At 32.8% G+C, this 18,321-nt stretch carries 17 protein-coding genes; 13 read left to right on the top strand and 4 right to left on the bottom strand.

Annotated features, from left to right (window positions below; all coding sequences use genetic code 11):
- Window positions 1-119: 119 nt before the first annotated feature.
- The 7 genes from ABD730_RS00370 to ABD730_RS00340 all read left to right on the top strand — a co-directional run bounded on the left by ABD730_RS00370 (window position 120) and on the right by ABD730_RS00340 (window position 6,170).
- Entirely contained in the window at window positions 120-2,150 is a 2,031-nt protein-coding gene (locus ABD730_RS00370) for a M3 family metallopeptidase (protein WP_344711787.1), read from the top strand.
- A gap of 12 nt (window positions 2,151-2,162) precedes the next feature.
- Window positions 2,163-2,960 (top strand): hypothetical protein, encoded by a 798-nt coding sequence (locus tag ABD730_RS00365; RefSeq protein WP_344711785.1) that lies wholly within the window; start codon window positions 2,163-2,165, stop codon window positions 2,958-2,960.
- A gap of 47 nt (window positions 2,961-3,007) precedes the next feature.
- Window positions 3,008-3,511, top strand: a complete 504-nt coding sequence (locus tag ABD730_RS00360) for a GbsR/MarR family transcriptional regulator (protein ID WP_334470529.1) — start codon at window positions 3,008-3,010, stop codon at window positions 3,509-3,511.
- Window positions 3,512-3,901: 390 nt separating this feature from the next.
- Entirely contained in the window at window positions 3,902-4,336 is a 435-nt protein-coding gene (locus tag ABD730_RS00355; RefSeq protein ID WP_334470531.1) for a hypothetical protein, read from the top strand.
- Between the two features lie 9 nt (window positions 4,337-4,345).
- Window positions 4,346-5,224: a methyltransferase domain-containing protein gene (locus ABD730_RS00350; protein WP_344711784.1), complete on the top strand. Its 879-nt coding sequence runs from the start codon at window positions 4,346-4,348 to the stop codon at window positions 5,222-5,224.
- Between the two features lie 96 nt (window positions 5,225-5,320).
- Window positions 5,321-5,878 (top strand): sigma-70 family RNA polymerase sigma factor, encoded by a 558-nt coding sequence (locus ABD730_RS00345; RefSeq protein WP_334470535.1) that lies wholly within the window; start codon window positions 5,321-5,323, stop codon window positions 5,876-5,878.
- A gap of 25 nt (window positions 5,879-5,903) precedes the next feature.
- Window positions 5,904-6,170: a hypothetical protein gene (locus ABD730_RS00340; RefSeq protein ID WP_215927596.1), complete on the top strand. Its 267-nt coding sequence runs from the start codon at window positions 5,904-5,906 to the stop codon at window positions 6,168-6,170.
- Here the strand turns inward: ABD730_RS00340 and ABD730_RS00335 are convergent.
- Window positions 6,144-6,980, bottom strand: a complete 837-nt coding sequence (locus tag ABD730_RS00335; RefSeq protein WP_334470537.1) for a UbiA prenyltransferase family protein — start codon at window positions 6,978-6,980, stop codon at window positions 6,144-6,146. The two genes, ABD730_RS00340 and ABD730_RS00335, sit on opposite strands and share 27 nt — an antisense overlap.
- Window positions 6,981-7,098: 118 nt before the next feature.
- Between ABD730_RS00335 and gcvP the strand changes: the two genes are divergently transcribed.
- The 4 genes from gcvP (at window position 7,099) to ABD730_RS00315 (ending at window position 12,635) form a co-directional block, all read left to right on the top strand.
- Complete coding sequence (gene gcvP / locus ABD730_RS00330; protein WP_344711782.1) at window positions 7,099-9,948, top strand: aminomethyl-transferring glycine dehydrogenase; 2,850 nt, start codon at window positions 7,099-7,101, stop codon at window positions 9,946-9,948.
- A gap of 161 nt (window positions 9,949-10,109) precedes the next feature.
- Window positions 10,110-11,168 (top strand): 3-oxoacyl-ACP synthase III family protein, encoded by a 1,059-nt coding sequence (locus tag ABD730_RS00325; protein WP_344711780.1) that lies wholly within the window; start codon window positions 10,110-10,112, stop codon window positions 11,166-11,168.
- 20 nt (window positions 11,169-11,188) lie between these two features.
- Window positions 11,189-11,725, top strand: a complete 537-nt coding sequence (locus tag ABD730_RS00320) for a methyltransferase (RefSeq protein ID WP_334470543.1) — start codon at window positions 11,189-11,191, stop codon at window positions 11,723-11,725.
- 58 nt (window positions 11,726-11,783) lie between these two features.
- The gene (locus ABD730_RS00315; RefSeq protein ID WP_334470602.1) at window positions 11,784-12,635 is read left to right on the top strand and encodes a glycosyltransferase family 2 protein; all 852 of its coding nucleotides are present in this window, start codon (window positions 11,784-11,786) and stop codon (window positions 12,633-12,635) included.
- Between the two features lie 50 nt (window positions 12,636-12,685).
- On the opposite strand, the gene ABD730_RS00310 is transcribed toward ABD730_RS00315, so the two are convergent.
- Both ABD730_RS00310 and pafA read right to left on the bottom strand, forming a co-directional pair.
- Window positions 12,686-13,492 carry a DNA/RNA non-specific endonuclease gene (locus tag ABD730_RS00310; protein ID WP_344711777.1) on the bottom strand — a complete coding sequence of 269 codons (807 nt, stop codon included), beginning with the start codon at window positions 13,490-13,492 and terminating at the stop codon, window positions 12,686-12,688.
- Between the two features lie 9 nt (window positions 13,493-13,501).
- A complete protein-coding gene (pafA, locus tag ABD730_RS00305; protein WP_344711775.1) occupies window positions 13,502-15,169 on the bottom strand; it encodes an alkaline phosphatase PafA in 1,668 nt (555 codons plus the stop codon).
- Between the two features lie 112 nt (window positions 15,170-15,281).
- Between pafA and ABD730_RS00300 the strand changes: the two genes are divergently transcribed.
- Together ABD730_RS00300 and ABD730_RS00295 are read left to right on the top strand one after the other, a co-directional pair.
- Window positions 15,282-16,019 (top strand): MlaE family ABC transporter permease, encoded by a 738-nt coding sequence (locus ABD730_RS00300; protein ID WP_215927582.1) that lies wholly within the window; start codon window positions 15,282-15,284, stop codon window positions 16,017-16,019.
- 2 nt (window positions 16,020-16,021) lie between these two features.
- A complete protein-coding gene (locus ABD730_RS00295) occupies window positions 16,022-16,789 on the top strand; it encodes an ABC transporter ATP-binding protein (protein WP_215927580.1) in 768 nt (255 codons plus the stop codon).
- Window positions 16,790-16,792: 3 nt separating this feature from the next.
- On the opposite strand, the gene ABD730_RS00290 is transcribed toward ABD730_RS00295, so the two are convergent.
- Window positions 16,793-18,286 (bottom strand): DUF389 domain-containing protein, encoded by a 1,494-nt coding sequence (locus tag ABD730_RS00290; RefSeq protein ID WP_344711773.1) that lies wholly within the window; start codon window positions 18,284-18,286, stop codon window positions 16,793-16,795.
- Between the last annotated feature and the right edge of the window lie 35 nt (window positions 18,287-18,321).

Here is an 18,321-nt window from a genome sequence, read left to right as displayed (position 1 = left end):
AGTAGTAAAATACATCACTAAAAAGATTTTACAAAAGTACAAACAACTTATGTAATCAGCTTCTTAATTTTTAGTTAAAAAACAGATTATCAATTATTTAGTAAGAAAAATAACATAAAATGACAATTCTTAATAATTCATTCAATACTCCTTATAAAACAGCCCCTTTTTCTAAAATAAAAACAGAAGATTATCTATCGGCTTTTAATATTGCCATAGAAAAAGCAAAAGCCGAAATTGATGCCATAACAGCAAACACTGAAGCACCAACTTTTAAAAACACCATCGAAGCCTTAGATTATTCTGGTGAAGAGTTAGATCGTCTATCTAGTATTTTCTTTAATTTGAATTCTGCTGAAACTAATGACGAGATTCAGAAAATTGCACAAGAGGTTTCACCTTTACTTTCAGATTTCAGCAATGACATCACGTTGAATGAAGCCTTATTTAAACGCGTAAAAGCAGTTTACGATGCTAAATCTAGTTTAGATTTAACTACAGAGCAAGACACGCTTCTCGATAAAAAATATAAAGGATTTTCTCGTAATGGAGCTAATTTACCTGAAGATAAAAAAGAAAAACTTCGTGCCATTGACAAAGAATTAAGTCAATTAAAATTAAAATTCGGAGAACATATTTTAGCGGAAACAAATAAATTTGAAATGCACCTTACAGATGAGTCTGAGCTTTCAGGCTTACCAGAAGGAGCCAAAGAAGCCGCTAAACAATTAGCAGAAAGCAAAGACAAAGACGGTTGGTTAATCACCTTAGATTATCCAAGTTATATTCCGTTTATGACCTATGCAGACAACAGAGCTTTAAGAGAAAAATTATCTAAAGCCTTTGGAAGAAAAGGATTTCAAAACGATGAACTAGACAATCAAAACATTGTTCTTAAAATAGCGCAATTACGTTTTGAGCGTGCTCAACTTTTAGGCTACAAAACACATGCTCACTTTGTGTTGGAAGAGCGTATGGCAGAAACGCCAGAAAAAGTAACGTCATTTTTAAACGAATTATTAGAAAAAGCGAAACCAGCGGCTAATGCAGAATTTGAAGAATTAGAAGCTTTCGCAAAAGAATTAGATAACATCGATCAATTACAAAAATGGGATTCTGGTTATTATGCTGAAAAGTTGAAACAAAAATTATTCGACTTGGATGATGAGCAATTAAAACCGTATTTCAAATTAGAAAATGTAATCAATGGTGCTTTTACAGTAGCTAATAAATTATTCGGTCTACAGTTTGAAGAAATTAATACCATTGATAAATATCACGAGGACGTTTTAACGTATAAAGTTACGGATAGCGAAGGAGAATTAGTTTCCATTTTCTATGCCGACTTCTTCCCAAGAGCCGGAAAACGAAATGGTGCTTGGATGACGTCTTTTAAACCACAGATGATAAAAGATGGTAAAAATGAAAGACCACATGTATCTATCGTATGTAACTTTACAAAACCAACAAAAAGTAAACCATCATTATTAACCTTTAATGAAGTCACAACATTGTTTCATGAATTTGGTCACGCCTTACACGGTATGTTAGCCAACACCACGTATCCAAGTATATCTGGAACTAGCGTATATTGGGATTTTGTTGAATTGCCAAGTCAGGTACTAGAAAATTGGTGCTACGAAAAAGAAGCTTTAGAGTTATTTGCAACACATTACAAAACAGGCGAAGTCATCCCAATGGAACTGGTTGAAAAAATAAAAGCTTCAGCAACCTTTCACGAAGGTATGCAAACCTTACGTCAATTGAGTTTTGGATTATTAGATATGTCTTGGCATGGTATTGATCCTTCTAATATTTCAAATGTGAAGTCTCATGAAGTTGAAGCCTTTGGAGATACAAGTTTATATCCAGATGTCGCAGAAAATTGTATGAGCACGTCGTTTTCGCATATTTTTCAAGGAGGCTATTCTTCTGGCTATTACAGTTACAAATGGGCGGAAGTTTTAGATGCAGATGCCTTTGAATATTTTAAAGAAGAAGGCATTTTTAATAAAACCGTGGCAGATAAGTTTAAAACCTTTGTATTATCGCAAGGAGGTACCGACAACCCAATGACTTTGTATAAAAAGTTTAGAGGACAAGAACCAAAACCTGAAGCCTTATTAAGACGTGCAGGCTTGTTGAAATAAAACGTAACGTTAGTGCGTTCACTGTTTATGAGCTTATTAAAACTTATTGGGCATATCGCAATCATTTTAATTTTAACAATAATCACGCAAATTGGAGGTATTATTTGGCTTCTTACTATTATTATTTCTTATAAAATCAAAAAGGGAAAACGTATTGTTTTCCCTTTACTTTACTTGCTATTTAACCTTGTTATCATTCCGCCAATTGCTACTCATTTTGGAAGAGAAAAATTACCATGGTTTGATAAGCATTTAAAACCTCGAAATTGGTTTTACCCCTTAGCTTTTAGGAATTATGTGAACCCAGAATTAAAACGCGAACTAGAAGATTCTGCTCATGTTTTATTCAAATCCGGAATTACAATCACCTATTTAGATGCTAACTTTCCTTTTTTTAATGGCTTTCCCTTATTGCCGCATTTAAGTCATAATGATGGAAAAAAGATAGATTTATCTTTTATGTATTTAGATCACAATGGCATTTCAACCTCTAAAAAACCTTCAATTTCTGGTTATGGTGTTTATGCTAATACCGATAAAAATTACAGCTTTAAATCTTGTTTAGAAAAAGGTTATTGGCAATATGATTTTACAAAGTATCTCACACTTGGAACGATTCATAACCTAAAACTAGATAAACCTAAAACAGTGCTTATAATTAAAAAATTGCTTTCTGCGCCTTCAACCCAAAAGCTATTTATTGAGCCACACTTGAAACAATCACTCGGTTTAGGTCATGAATCTAAAATTCGATTTCACGGTTGTAAAGCGGTACGACACGATGACCATATCCATTATCAAATCAAATAAACTTTCAAAGATTATTGAAAGTTTAAAAATTATTATATATTTGTATTATGGAATATCAAGAAGCAAAAGAAAAATTTATTAGCACTTGGGGAAGTTTAGGCTCACTTTGGGGCATCAATAAAGCGATGGCTCAAATACAAGCCTTACTTTTTATTTCCACGCAGCCTTTGTCTATGGAAGACATTATGGAAGATCTTAAAATTTCACGTGGTAATACCAGTATGAATTTAAGACAATTGATGGATTGGGGCATTGTAACCAAAGTTTTAGTTTCAGGTGAACGTAAAGAATTTTTCACCACAGAAAAAGACGTACAAGAACTAGCAAAAATTGTAGCCAAAGAACGCAGCCGAAGAGAAATTAGACCTGTAATTAAAGTCCTAGAAGAGGTCTCTACAATTAAAGATGATGGCACTGAAAAAACAAAAGAGCTCATTAAACAAACAAAGGCATTAAACCAATTAACGCAAGATTTAGATACTTTAATGAATAAGATGGTGAATCAAAAACAAAATTGGTTAACGAAGTCGGTTTTAAAACTAATGAAGTAGCAGGTATCTTTTTTTAAAACAAACTTTCAATTTTTTCTGAAAGTTTAAAAACAAAGAAAACATGAAACACTTTTATGATATCAACAAATTGTTAATCCTGATTACTCTGTTTCTTTACTTCACTTTTTGGGGAGGCATTATGGCACAAATTGTTTTAGGTCTTGTTCAAATTTTAATGAGTGTAACACTTATAGTTAATTTTAAAACGCTCTCTAAACCTGTCAAAAACCTATTTAAAAGTTATGTAATTACAACGGTATACCTTATTGTACTCTTTCGGATTAAAGGCCATTTCGGAATTGGAGGATTCCAACTCATATTTCTATGGTTATTCGTTTCAATGGGTCTTGCCCTATTCCATTTCTATATCACTTATAAAATTAAATTATCATGAAAACACAAATTCCAAATTGGTTAATCATTCTAGGTGGCTGTGGACAAATATTCACCGCATTAATTTATCCTTATATAAGACACAAGGTTTTTGACTGGTATAATGATGTGAAACAGCTAAAACCTCTAAATCAAGAAATCGCAAAAACGTATGGCAGATATATTCAAGGTCTAAATTTTTCTTTTGGATTAATTGCTATCGTAATTCCCAACGATTTACAAAACGGATCAAACTTAGCTATTGCATTAACCGGACTTATTGCGGCATATTGGGTTGGAAAAGTCGCTACACAAATTGCATATTATCCCATGTACCAAATACCTCAGAAATTAATTTTCAAGATCGGTAGTTATTTCATGAATACCTTGTTCATACTATTTGCTGTGGTTTACACGTGGTTATTAATGATAAATCTTAGTTCAATCTTATAAATTTCCATCATGAAAACACAAGCACTACCTATTGACAGCTATTCTGAAAAAAACAAAATAGAAATGATAGATTTCTATAACGAAGCCTCAGAAGATTACGAATTTTGGAGTCAAGACTTTAACATGCATTTTGGTTATTATGCACCGTTTAAAACTAATCCTTTTAAACGCGACAGCATGCTTAATCAAATGAATGCTCAGGTTATAAAACGACTTCAAATTAACACTAAAAAACATAGACTCATCGATTTAGGTTGTGGTATGGGCGGCACGATGCGCTATGCCTTAAAACAACATCAAAATCTCATCACTTATGGAGTCACGCTTTCTGATTTTCAAGTGAAACATGGGAATGATTTATTACAAGGAAAAAATGGTATTATTTTAAAAGAAAACTATAACCACACCTCATTTCAATCTCATTCCTTTGATTCGGCTGTAGCCATAGAAAGCTTTTGCCATTCCGGTCACGGAGAAAATTCATTAAAAGAAGCGTATCGTATTTTAAAATCTGGCGGAAAATTAGTCATCGCAGATGCCTTCCTAAAAAAAGAGCGTTCAGATCTTTGCAAAGGAGCAGAATATGCCTACAACCGTTTATGCGATCATTGGAGTCTTGAAAAACTGGAAACTCACACTTTTATAAAGCAAAAGTTACAAGACTTAGGTTTCATAAATATTACAATTGAAGACACCTCCCATAGCGTTGCTCCTTCTGTACTACACGTACCATTTGCAATTATGGGCTTTATACTAAAAAAATTACTGAGTTTTAAATCTATAAAAAGAGAAAGTCTTCACAACTTAAAAGGATCATTCTACGCATTATTAACAGGATTACACCTCAAAAGTTTTGGATATTATATCATTAGCGCCACAAAAAAATAATGAGATATGCACGCTATGTAATTTTACTTTAATTTTTAGAACTAAATTATATTTAAAAATTTTAACCTATTTTTGAGTCAGCAATGAAAATGAAAAATGCCTAAGCATCAAATAAACCCAAACAATTGGGTAAAATCATATTCAGATTATTTATTTAATTACACAATTACTCGTGTTAATAGCAGAGAAATTGCTCAAGATTTAATATCTGAAACATTCTTAGCAGGCCTTAAATCCATGAAAAACTTTAAGGGTGAAGCGAGTGAACGCACGTGGCTAATCTCTATTTTAAAACGTAAAATCATTGACCATTACCGAAAAATAAATTCTAATAAAGGTAAAGCCGAAGTTAGAATGAGTTACAACAGTGATACAGACACTGAAGGTGATTGGTTAGAAGAGCGCGTGGCAGATGCCAGTGACAAAACTGCTGAAGACCATTTAGTGAATTCAGAATTAGGTGACGCCATCTACGATTGTTTAGGGAAATTACCTGAAAAACAAGCCGACGTTTTTAAGATGAAAACCATTTTAGGTTATGATACAGAAACCATTTGTAATGATTTAGATATTACTGCGTCTAACCTATGGGTTATTATACACAGAGCACGAACTGCATTAGCAGAATGCATGGAAGATAATTGGTATAAATAATATTCCGTTTACAAGGACATTAAAAATGAAAAAAAGTTTTTTATTTATTAGCTGTGATGAAGCAAAGCATATTTGTGACAAAGTACAATATGATGAAGCTTCTTCTTGGGAACAATTCAAACTAAGATTACGTCTTATGTATTGCCACATTACTAAGAAGTATTCTAATAAAAACAAGAAATTATCTGAAACCATAGAAAAATCAAAAGTTCAGTGTCTCAAAACTGAAGAACTAAAAAAGCTTCAATCACAATTTGATAAAGAATTAGCGAAGCAACAACAAGACCAATAGCCAAATAATAGGCAAACCTTCTACCCAAAACGCACTAAAATATTTTGATTGATTTTTGTTTGAAAGAAGCAATAATACTAGTGTAATAATAGTCGTTATTACAATGGCAATAATGGATACATCTAGTAATTCATCTTTAAAAAACTCTAACATCAAAAAAACAACTAAAAGGGCTACTCCTATAATTTTAGTGTTTTTAACCCCTATTTTTTGAGGTATTGTTGCTAACTTTAAACTATCGTAATTTAGATCTCTAATCTCAAACGGCAACATTAATACAAGCACATAACAAAACCGTTGCACACCTATAATTACGCTATCAGGACTCATCACAATATCATTATTTAACATGGGCAATAAAACCGTTGTAAGCATCCATATTAATGCAATAAGGTAAACTTTTAAACCACTGACTTGCCTTAAATTTTTATGGTCATCAAACAAATACTGTTTAGGAACCATTATCGGAATAGCATAAAAGAATGTAATAATTCCAAGAATAACAATAAGTACTAATGCATTAAACTCAAGCTTTAGCACAAAATAACACATAGCTAAAAAGGCTAGAAAAGAAAACACTTGTAACGCTTTTAGCCAGCTGGCCAAACTGCGATGATGAAACTTAACAATTCCAAAATATTTTACAAAATTATACCCCGTTATCGTTGCAAAAAAAACAAAACTTAAGAGAGATTTATCATAATCAACATTCATCTCTATTAGTGTTATCCATGCTAAGGCATAAGCGGCTAATGCAACATGAATACTACTATTCAAATAAAAGTTAAAGATGCGTTTTAAAACTCCCATTCAACAAAAGTAAGGAATGTGTTAATAACCTATCATTTCGGTTAAAAACTTTAGTTTTCATTAACTAAAAAACTAGGCTAAATCCTTACTTTTGCAGAACTAAATAAATTATTTTATAATGGACACAACCTCATTTGCACTCAGACATATTGGCCCAAATTCAACCGAACAACAAGCCATGTTAGACACTATAGGTGTTAAAGATTTAGAACAATTAATTACTGAAACTATTCCAGATAATATCCGTTTAGAAAACGATTTAGATCTTGATGCTGCAATGAGCGAACAAGAGTATCTAACTCACATTTATAAACTATCACAACTCAACAAAGTCTACAAATCTTACATAGGTTTAGGCTATCATCCTACAAATTTACCTGCTGTAATTCAGCGAAACATATTAGAAAACCCAGGATGGTATACTGCTTACACACCTTATCAAGCAGAAATTGCTCAAGGTAGATTAGAAGCATTATTAAATTTCCAGACCATGATTATTGATTTAACAGGTATGGAAATTGCCAATGCATCACTTTTAGATGAAAGTACTGCAGCAGCAGAAGCTATGGGGCTTTTATTTGCCGTTAGAGATCGTGCTCAAAAGAAAGCCAATGTCAATAAATTCTTTGTTTCAGATTTAGTATTGCCACAAACTATTGCACTACTAGAAACTAGAGCAAACCCAATAGGAATTGAATTAGTAATTGGTAACGAAGCAGAATACAACCTTTCTGATGAATATTTTGGTGCCTTATTACAATATCCTGGAAAAAATGGTCAGATTACAGACATTAAATCCTTTATAGAACAAGCCAACGCTAAAAACATTAAAGTCGCTGTTGCAGCAGATATTTTAAGTCTAGTAAAACTTGAAGCTCCAGGTAAATTTGGGGCAGATGTAGTTGTTGGAACAACACAACGCTTTGGAATCCCAATGGGTTATGGAGGTCCTCATGCTGCTTTTTTTGCAACTAAAGAAGCTTACAAACGAGATGTTCCTGGTCGTATTATTGGTGTAACCAAAGACAAAAATGGCAATAGAGCTTTGCGTATGGCATTACAAACGCGTGAACAGCATATTAAACGCGACAAAGCAACATCTAACATCTGTACTGCTCAAGTACTTTTAGCTGTTATGGCAGGAATGTATGCTGTTTATCATGGTCCAAAAGGTTTAACTTTTATTGCAGATAAAGTTAAGAACTCTACCTCTACTCTAGCCAATGCTCTAGAAAAACTAGGATTAGAGCAAGTAAACTCTCACTACTTTGATACGCTTCAAATAAAAACAGATGCTGTAAAGGTTAAGTATGAAGCAGAAAAACGTGAAGTTAATTTTCATTATCCAGACACCAATACAGTAACAATTTCAATAAATGAAACTACAACTATTGAAGACTTAAATGAAATTATTTCAATTTTTGAAAATGCAACAGGCAACACTACAGATAAAATTGCATCTATTTCTCATATAAAAACCATTCCAGATCATTTAAAACGTCAGTCTGAGTTTTTAACGTTTGAAGTTTTTAATACCTACCATTCTGAAACAGAATTAATGCGTTATGTAAAACGTTTAGAGCGCAAAGATTTGGCTTTAAATCACTCAATGATTTCATTAGGGTCTTGTACCATGAAATTAAACGCAGCATCTGAAATGCTACCACTAAGTTGGCCAAATTGGGGAAATATACATCCATTTGTACCTGCAGACCAGCCTATAGGTTATAAATTAGTATTAAAAGAATTAGAAAACCAATTATCAGAAATCACTGGATTTGCAGCAACATCACTTCAACCAAATTCTGGTGCTCAAGGTGAATTCGCCGGTTTAATGGTTATTAAAGCTTACCATGAGTCTCGTGGAGATCACCATAGAAACATTTGTTTAATTCCATCATCTGCTCACGGGACAAACCCAGCAAGTGCTGTTATGGCAGGTATGAAAGTGGTTGTTACCAAAGCTTCAGAAAATGGTAATATCGATGTCGAAGATTTAAGAGAAAAAGCAGAATTACATAAAGATAATCTTTCTGCGATAATGGTTACTTACCCATCAACACATGGAGTTTACGAATCTGCGATAAAAGAAATCACACAGATTATTCACGATAACGGCGGACAAGTTTATATGGATGGTGCTAACATGAATGCGCAAGTAGGCTTAACTAATCCTGGAAATATTGGTGCTGATGTTTGTCACTTAAATTTACACAAAACATTTGCCATCCCTCATGGAGGAGGTGGACCAGGTGTTGGACCAATATGTGTAGCAGAACAATTAGTTCCTTTTTTACCAGGAAACCCAATTGTAAAAACAGGAGGTCATCAAGCAATTTCGGCTATTTCTGGCGCTCCTTTTGGATCATCATTAGTTTGCCTTATTTCTTATGGCTATATTAAAATGTTAGGCTACAGAGGCTTGAAAAAATCGACCGAAATTGCGATACTAAATGCGAACTATATTAAAGAACGTTTAAAAGGATCGTACCCAACTTTATATTCAGGAGAAATGGGAAGAGCCGCTCACGAAATGATTATAGACTGTCGTGATTTTAAAGCCAATGGCATTGAAGTTACAGACATTGCAAAACGTTTAATGGATTATGGATTCCACGCACCAACAGTATCATTTCCGGTAGCAGGAACCATGATGATTGAACCTACAGAAAGTGAAAGTAAAGCAGAAATGGATCGTTTTTGTGATGCTATGATTTCTATTAGAAAAGAAATTGATTCATCATCTAAAGACGAATCCAATAACATATTAAAAAATGCACCTCATACTTTAGATATGCTAACCGCTGATGAATGGACACTACCATACAACAGAGAAGCGGCAGCATTTCCTCTAGATTTTGTGAGAGACAATAAATTTTGGCCAAGTGTAAGACGTGTCGATGATGCCTATGGAGATAGAAACCTTATTTGTAGTTGTGCACCAATTGAAGATTACATGGAAGCTTAAAAATAGTATTATAAAAAATTTACAAATTGAAAGCTTTTTTATGCATTTCAAATTATAAACAGCAATTATTACGAATTCATTAAAAATTAAAGCATTAAAACTTTAAATTATAGAAAATTCTATAATATTAAGTAGCTTCGTAGTATTGAAATTAAAGAACTATGGCAATTAGAATTACAGGAACGGGAAGTTATATACCAAGTATTGTTGAAAAAAATGAAGATTTTTATAATCATCAATTTTTAAATGCTGATGGAACTTCAATTGATAGCCCTAATGAAATTATTGTAGAAAAATTTGAAGCTATAACAGGTATTCAGGAAAGGCGCTATGTTAATGAAAAACAATTAAACAGTGATATTGCTTTTATTGCGGCAACAAAAGCTATTGAAGATGCTGGTATTGAAAAAGAGAGCATAGACTATATTATTGTTGCTCACAATTATGGCGACATAAAATATAACACAGAACAGAGCGACACTGTACCTAGTATAGCATCGCGTGTTAAACATTTGCTGCAAATTAAAAATCCTAAATGCGTAGGTTACGATTTACTTTTTGGTTGTCCTGGTTGGATAGAAGGAGTCATTCAAGCCAACGCATTTATCACAGCAGGTATTGCTAAACGCTGTTTAGTAATTGGTAGTGAAACCTTATCTAGAGTTATTGATAAACACGATAGAGATTCAATGATTTATAGTGATGGCGCAGGAGCTGTTATTATTGAAAAAAATGATGAAAAAGGTGGAATTTTAGCACATGAAACAGCGACTTATGCTTTAGATGAAGCACATTTTATCTTTTTTGGAGAAACCAATAATCCTGAGATTACAGACCAACGTAGATACATTAAAATGTATGGTCGTAAAATCTATGAATTTGCGCTTTCTAATGTACCAATGGCATTAAAATCTTGTCTCGAAAAAAGTGGCAAGTCCATTACCGATGTTAAAAAAATATTGATTCATCAAGCTAATGAGAAAATGGACGAAGCCATTGTGAACCGGTTTTATAAACTATACCAAATGAAAACGCCTCAAGGCATAATGCCAATGTCTATAAATAGGCTTGGCAATTCTAGTGTAGCAACCGTACCTACGTTATTAGATATAATTTTAAAAGGTCAATTAGAAAATCAAGAAATTAATAAAGGTGATATTATAATGTTTGCAAGTGTTGGCGCTGGTATGAATATCAATGCTATTGTATATCAATATTGATTTTACTGATTCAACAATAGATGTACGAAAAAACATATCCAAATAAACGCTTTAAACTCACCCTTCAGTTTTTACAAAAACATGTTAATCTATCGGATTCGATCTTAGATTTAGGTGTTAAAAATCCGTTTTCAGAAATTATGATTTCTGAAGGTTACTCGGTTGAAAATACCACAGGTAAAGATTTAGATGAAGAACGTTCTGAAATTGAAGACTCGTCTGCAAAAGTAGTAACCGCCTTTGAGATTTTTGAACATTTCTTATCTCCTTATGAAGTTTTAAAATCTATTAAAGCTGACAGAATTCTTATCAGTGTACCATTAAAACTCTGGTTTGCTTCTGCTTATAGAAGTAAAACAGATATGAGAGATAGACATTACCATGAGTTTGAGGATTGGCAACTCGATTGGCTTTTAGAAAAAACAGGATGGATAATTAAAGACCGACAAAAATGGACTAATCCCGTAAAGAAATTTGGTATAAGACCTATTTTAAGGCATTTTACTCCACGTTATTATATTGTCTATGCAGAAAGAGGCATAAATTCCAAAGCATAAATCCCTAATTTCAATTGCGTTTTACTTAGCTTTGAAACTTAGTATTTTGAAATTTCTAATGGATATTTACATCATCATTCCTGCTCACAACGAAGAAGATTACATTGGTAAAACTTTAGAATCTTTGGCGCAACAAACACTATTGCCTAAAGCATTAGTTGTTGTAAATGATAATTCATCAGATGCTACTCAAAATATTGTTGAAACATATGCTTCAAAATACACTTGGCTATCTATTGTAAACTCCAAGTCTTCAGACCAACATTTACCTGGATCAAAAATAATTCATGCTTTTAATAAAGGTTTAGAAACTTTAGATAACAACTACAACATCATTTGTAAATTTGATGCCGATCTTATTTTTCCAAAAGATTATTTAGAAAAAATAGCAGGCCATTTTCAGTCTAATCCAAAATTAGGAATGGCTTCTGGGTTCTGTTATATTAAAAAAAATAATGCATGGGTTCTTGAAAATCTAACCAATAAAGATCATATTAGAGGAGCTCTTAAAGCCTATAGAAAAGAATGTTTTAATCAAATAGGGCAATTAAAAGCGTCTATGGGTTGGGATACCGTAGATGAACTCTTGGCTAAATATTATAATTGGGACATTTTAACTGACGAAACACTTCATATAAAGCATTTAAAACCCACCGGACAATCCTACAATAAAGCATCTAAATATTTACAAGGAGAAGCTATGTACAAAATGCGTTATCATTTTTGGATTACTTTGATTTCGGCCTTAAAACTCGCATATAAAAAAGGCAGTTTTCAACTGTTTACAGATTATATGTCTGGTTATTTTAGAGCTAAATCTAATCAAGTCGATTTTTTGGTTTCTAAAGCTGAAGGAAAATTTATTAGGGATTTACGTTGGAAAGGTATAAAGGATAAATTTCTAAAATAAAAACACTACCAGTACGCTATTATTTTTTTCTAATTAGAGCGAGAAATCACTTAGAAACTCCAACTTTTATAACTACTCGATGCTTCTAATGTATTTTCAATAGCATCATCTAACTGCGGAAAAAAATCAATTCCAGTTGCAGCTTCAACCTCATCTACAGAAACCACGAATTTATATAAAGGTAGATCCGAATCTTTGTGATCCATTAAAAAAGCCAACATCTTAATTCGCCCTTTAGTATTATCTAATATTACTTTATAAAATTGATTAGGCACTGAAACATTTTCATCTCCAATAGCCTTTAAATTGTCTTTTAAAACACCTCCTGTAATCACAAAAACTCCATCATTCTTTTTCGCCCAATACCTTACTTTCTGTTCTAACCTATTCCAAACACCTGCATTAAATTTATGTTCTTGTGGACTTATATTACTCGTTAAAAAAGTTTCGTCATGCGCTTCTTTAGTAAAACGCCTATCTCCAGCAGGACACAAATGCCCCTTATCGTAACCAGATTTTTTATAATTTCCCCAATGTGCAGCTCCTGTTTTTACTGCATTGTCGATTTCAAAATAAGGCCGCTTGTGGTTTGTAGAACTTAGATGTGATGCTTTTAACTCATAAGCCACCCATTCGGCTTGTTCATGAGGCTCGCTATACGATAAGGAATAATTTTGATGATGAATTATTTGGTTCGTTGTACTTGTTGGCAAGTAATACGCGTTGGTGCCTTCTTTTACCGTTTGCCCTTCATGTACGATTTTAGTTTTTTCTTCTGAGTTTAAAATATACTCATAACTGTAAATGCCAATGACAATGATGATGGCTATTATAGTAAATATTGGTTTTCTTTTCAAAATAAGCGTTTAATCAATAACAAACCCTAAAGGTTTTCCCGTCGCTCCATTTGGAAAACTAATGCCTAAAAGTGCAGAAATTGTTGGCGCAATATCTGGAATTACAGTTTTATCAAATGTTTCACCATGCTTAACCCCTTTACCAAAAAATAATAAAGGCACATGAGTATCGTAATTTAAACCACTACCATGAGTAGAACCCGTTTTACTATATGAAATAAAGGCTGTGTCATTAACTAACAACACATCGCCTGAACGCTTTTGGTTAAATCCATTTTGCAACAACATTTCTACTCCATTTGAAAAACTTGATGAACTCATCGTTGTTGCTGTATAAACTTTAGAAATATTCTTATAACCCAATTGCTCCATTGCAATCGCGTTTTGAACATCAATAAGGTTTAAATCTAAATCCTCTACTTTCTTTCTGTCTAAGAATATTTGTCCATTACTAATATTTTCAACAATATCTTTAGTGCCATAAGTCGCCTCTAAAAAAGTATTAAATTTTTCTTTTCTATCTTTATTATCTACGTAACCAGAAGGTATTCTTGCCGAAGTTAAATAAGAAGGTACGTCTACTGCTCCATGATCTGCAGTAAGAAAAACAGTGTATTCCCCTTTACCCACAGTAGCATCTAAATATATAAATAAGCGTTCTAAATCTTTATCTAAACGCAAGTAGGTGTCCTGGATTTCTTTAGAGTTTACACCAAAATTATGACCTACATAATCCGTCGCAGAAAAGCTTACCGCTAAAACATCTGTAATTTGATCTTGCCCTAAACCTTCTGCTTTAATTGCTGCTATAGCAAAATCTGTAGTTAAGCTATTGCCATAAGGTGTTGCTTTTAAAATATCGAAACCTCTATTGTCTTTACTTAATGCTTTTAAGTCGTAAGGAAATGTAGCCTTTTCTTTTCCTTTAAAGCCTCCTTCAAACGTATTTTCATCAACACCACTTTCAGTATACGTTGAAATATCATAAAGAGTATTCCATTCTTTTAAATAAGATTCTGCATGAGTTTCGGTATTAAAATCTTTTACCCATTTTGGCAAATCATTCATATAAAACGAACTTGAAATCCAACGCCCTTCATCTCTTCCATGAAACCAATATGCTGCATTTGCAACATGACCTGCTGGCAAAATAGCTCCTCTATCTTTTAAAGAAATCCCAATAGTTTTACCTTGCATTTGCGTAAACAACCTGTTCTCGTCAGCAAAACTTGTTGTCTGCATTCTGTGTGGTGACATTTTCCCTGCTTTATGCTCAGTTCCCACCGATTTCACATTGTCATCTCCTGCACAATACACCATTTCTTTAGTTTCCTTATCATACCAGTTATTACCTATGATTCCATGAATTTTTGGAGTAGTTCCCGTGTATACAGATGCATGTCCTGGACCTGTATAGGTTGGTATATAATTAAAATGATTGTTTTTACAATTAAATCCCTCATTTATCATGCGGTTAAAACCACCATCTCCAAATTTAGATTCAAAACGTGTTAAATAATCATAGCGCATTTGGTCTACCACAATTCCAACAACTAGTTTAGGTCTAGAGCTTGTTTCTGCTATAGAGGTAGTTTCTGTAGTTTCTATTGTAGTATTTTGAGAGCTACAAGAATTAAACAAAAACAAAATGGAAGCTATAGTGAAGATTTTTTTCATTTCTATATGTCTTTTATATCAATCTCAAAAATACAATTTTTATGTTATCTTAATTTTAATTTAGGGTAATTTCCTAATCATTTTTTATACTTTAGCACTAATTAAATTAAACATGATTTACCTACATAATATAGGCACTTATTTTATAATGATTAAGGATATTTTTCGTAGACCTACAAAATGGTCTGTGATGAAACCTTTAATTTTAAAAGATATAGATGATCTTATTATAGGCTCATTAGGAATTGTTGCTTTTATTTCATTTTTTGTAGGAGGAGTTGTTGCTATTCAAACTTCGTTAAACATGACGAGTCCTTTGATGCCAAAATATCTAGTAGGTTTTGCCACTAGACAATCTATAATACTAGAATTTGCTCCAACTTTTATTTCTATAATTATGGCGGGTAAAGTTGGTTCTTTTATCACATCAAGTATAGGAACAATGCGCGTTACTGAGCAAATTGACGCACTAGAGGTTATGGGAATAAATGCTATTAACTACCTTGTTTTTCCAAAATTTATTGCTCTAACGCTTTATCCTTTTGTAATCTCTATCGCCATGTTTTTAGGGATTCTTGGAGGACTTGTAGCTTGTGTCTATGGTGGCTATGGTACTATGGAAGATTATATTGAAGGAGTAAAAATGGACTTTATTCCGTTTCACTTCATCTACGCTTTTGTAAAAACCTTTGTATTTGCATTTTTATTAGCAACTATACCTTCGTATTACGGTTATTTTATGAAAGGAGGCGCTTTAGAAGTTGGTAAAGCGAGTACAACTTCTTTTGTATGGACTAGTGTTATGATTATATTAGTTAACTTTTTACTAACCAGTTTATTACTTGGCTAATTATGATAGAGGTTAAAGACTTACATAAATCGTTTGGAGATGCCCATATTTTAAAAGGCATAACAACCTCTTTTGAAAAAGGAAAGACCAACTTAATTATTGGACAAAGTGGCTCAGGTAAAACGGTATTTTTAAAATGCTTATTGGGCTTATTTGAATATGAAGAAGGCTCAATTTCTTATGACGGAAAGATTTTCAGCAAATTAAGTCCTAATGAAAAGCGAGCATTACGTGCCGAAATAGGCATGGTTTTTCAAGGCAGTGCTTTATTTGATTCTATGACTATTGCCGAAAATGTGATGTTTCCATTACGTATGTTTACAAAACAAAGTAAAAGTGAAATGGAAGATAGAGTTAATGTGGTTCTAAACCGTGTTAATCTGCCTGATGCTCATAAAAAAATGCCTAGTGAAGCTTCTGGCGGTATGCAAAAACGTGTCGCTATTGCTAGAGCAATTGTAAACAACCCTAAGTACTTATTTTGTGACGAACCCAATTCTGGTTTAGATCCAAAAACTGCTATTGTTATCGATAATTTAATTCAAGAAATTACAGACGAATTCAATATTATTACAGTCATCAACTCTCACGATATGAATTCTGTAATGGAAATTGGTGAAAAAATTGTATTCTTAAAAGATGGGTTAAAAGCATGGGAAGGTTCTAACAAAACCATATTTAAAACTGATAACGAAGTGGTAACTGACTTTGTTTACTCTTCTAATCTATTTAAGAAAGTACGAAAAATGTATCTCGAAGAAAGTGACTAATGTTTAGTTTCGTTTTATAAATACGGTATCTACTTTCAATTCATTTTTTAGCCATGTTTGTAAATCACGCTCTTTCATAAAAACTAAACTATCTGCAAGTTGAACTTTCCATCTCACGTTAGCGACAGTTACTGTATCTATATTTATAAAATCTTTTGACTCTAACATTTTAGCATAACCAAAATACTCTAAATCATTAAATTTAATTTTAGCATCACGAGATAACTCACTAAATGACACCGCATTTTCATTGGTGTTTTTAGATTCTATTACTTTATTTAAATTAGAGATATTTGATTGCAACTCTTCTATTTGTTTTTGCAAACCTTCAATGACATTATCTTTTCTATCTAAATCTGCATAAGCTCTATCTAGAGATTGTGCCATACGATCTACACTTCTGGTTTTATTAGCGTTTATAACCAATTTAAACTCATTAAGAGCGGCAGACTTATTCTTAGCATTTTGCCAAGAAGTAACGATTTCATCACTTACTTCTCCATTAAAATACAAGTTTATCGTTCTAGAATCCATATCAAGGTCTTCATTATATAACCATAGACTACGATTTTCTGTTATTTCATCTTTTAGAAAACTCTTATAAGCCATATCTATTTTACTCTCGTTCAATACCGTTAAAAATGTCCAAATTGCAGGAATCATTACAATAACAGCAACGGCCATTGCTACTCTAGAAATACGTTTCCGTTTTGCTGAATTAGCATATTTAAGCATTGGAAAACGCAATACTTTTAAAACTAAGAATGTTGCTAATGCTATAAATATGGTGTTAATGGTAAACAAGTACATGGCTCCACCAAAAAAGTTCCAATTACCAATAGCCAAACCATAACCTGCTGTACACAAAGGCGGCATTAAGGCTGTAGCAATAGCAACACCAAATATCACAGAAGCAATTGTTCCTTTTTTGGTTCGTGCAATTATCAGTGCCAAACCACCAAAGAAAGCAATTAAGACATCCCTAATGTCTGGTCTCGTTCTTCCTAAAAGCTCTGAAGTTTCTGTACTCAGCGGAAATAACCAAAAGAATAAAAATGCCGTTAATAAACTTAAGACAATCATTGTGGCTAAGTTTATTAAAGACTTCTTTAATGTATCAATATCATTAATAGCTATAGACATTCCAACCCCTAAGATTGGCCCCATTAATGGCGAAATTAACATGGCTCCAATAACCACAGCTGTAGAATCTGCATTTAAACCAATGGAAGCCACAAAAATAGAACAAACCAAAATCCAAGCGGTTGCCCCTTTGAATGGAATATCATGCTTAATAGCAGTAATGGTGGCATCTCTATCTGTATCATCTCTAAAATCGAGTAATTCAGTTAAAAACAATTTTATACTTGCAAATAAACCTTGTGCATCTTTCTTAACGGCGTCCTTCTTTTCTTCAACAGCTTTCTCTTTGTTCATCTCATTAGTGATGCGCTGCTCCTCTTCCTCTGAAAAATTAAATTTATGTTCTTCGCTCATAGTTTAAAAAAAAATCAAATTTTATAATTAAAAAC

The sequence above is a fragment of the Winogradskyella damuponensis genome (assembly GCF_039538385.1).
Lineage (GTDB): Bacteria > Bacteroidota > Bacteroidia > Flavobacteriales > Flavobacteriaceae > Winogradskyella > Winogradskyella damuponensis.
This window is presented reverse-complemented; position numbering and strand designations above follow the sequence as displayed.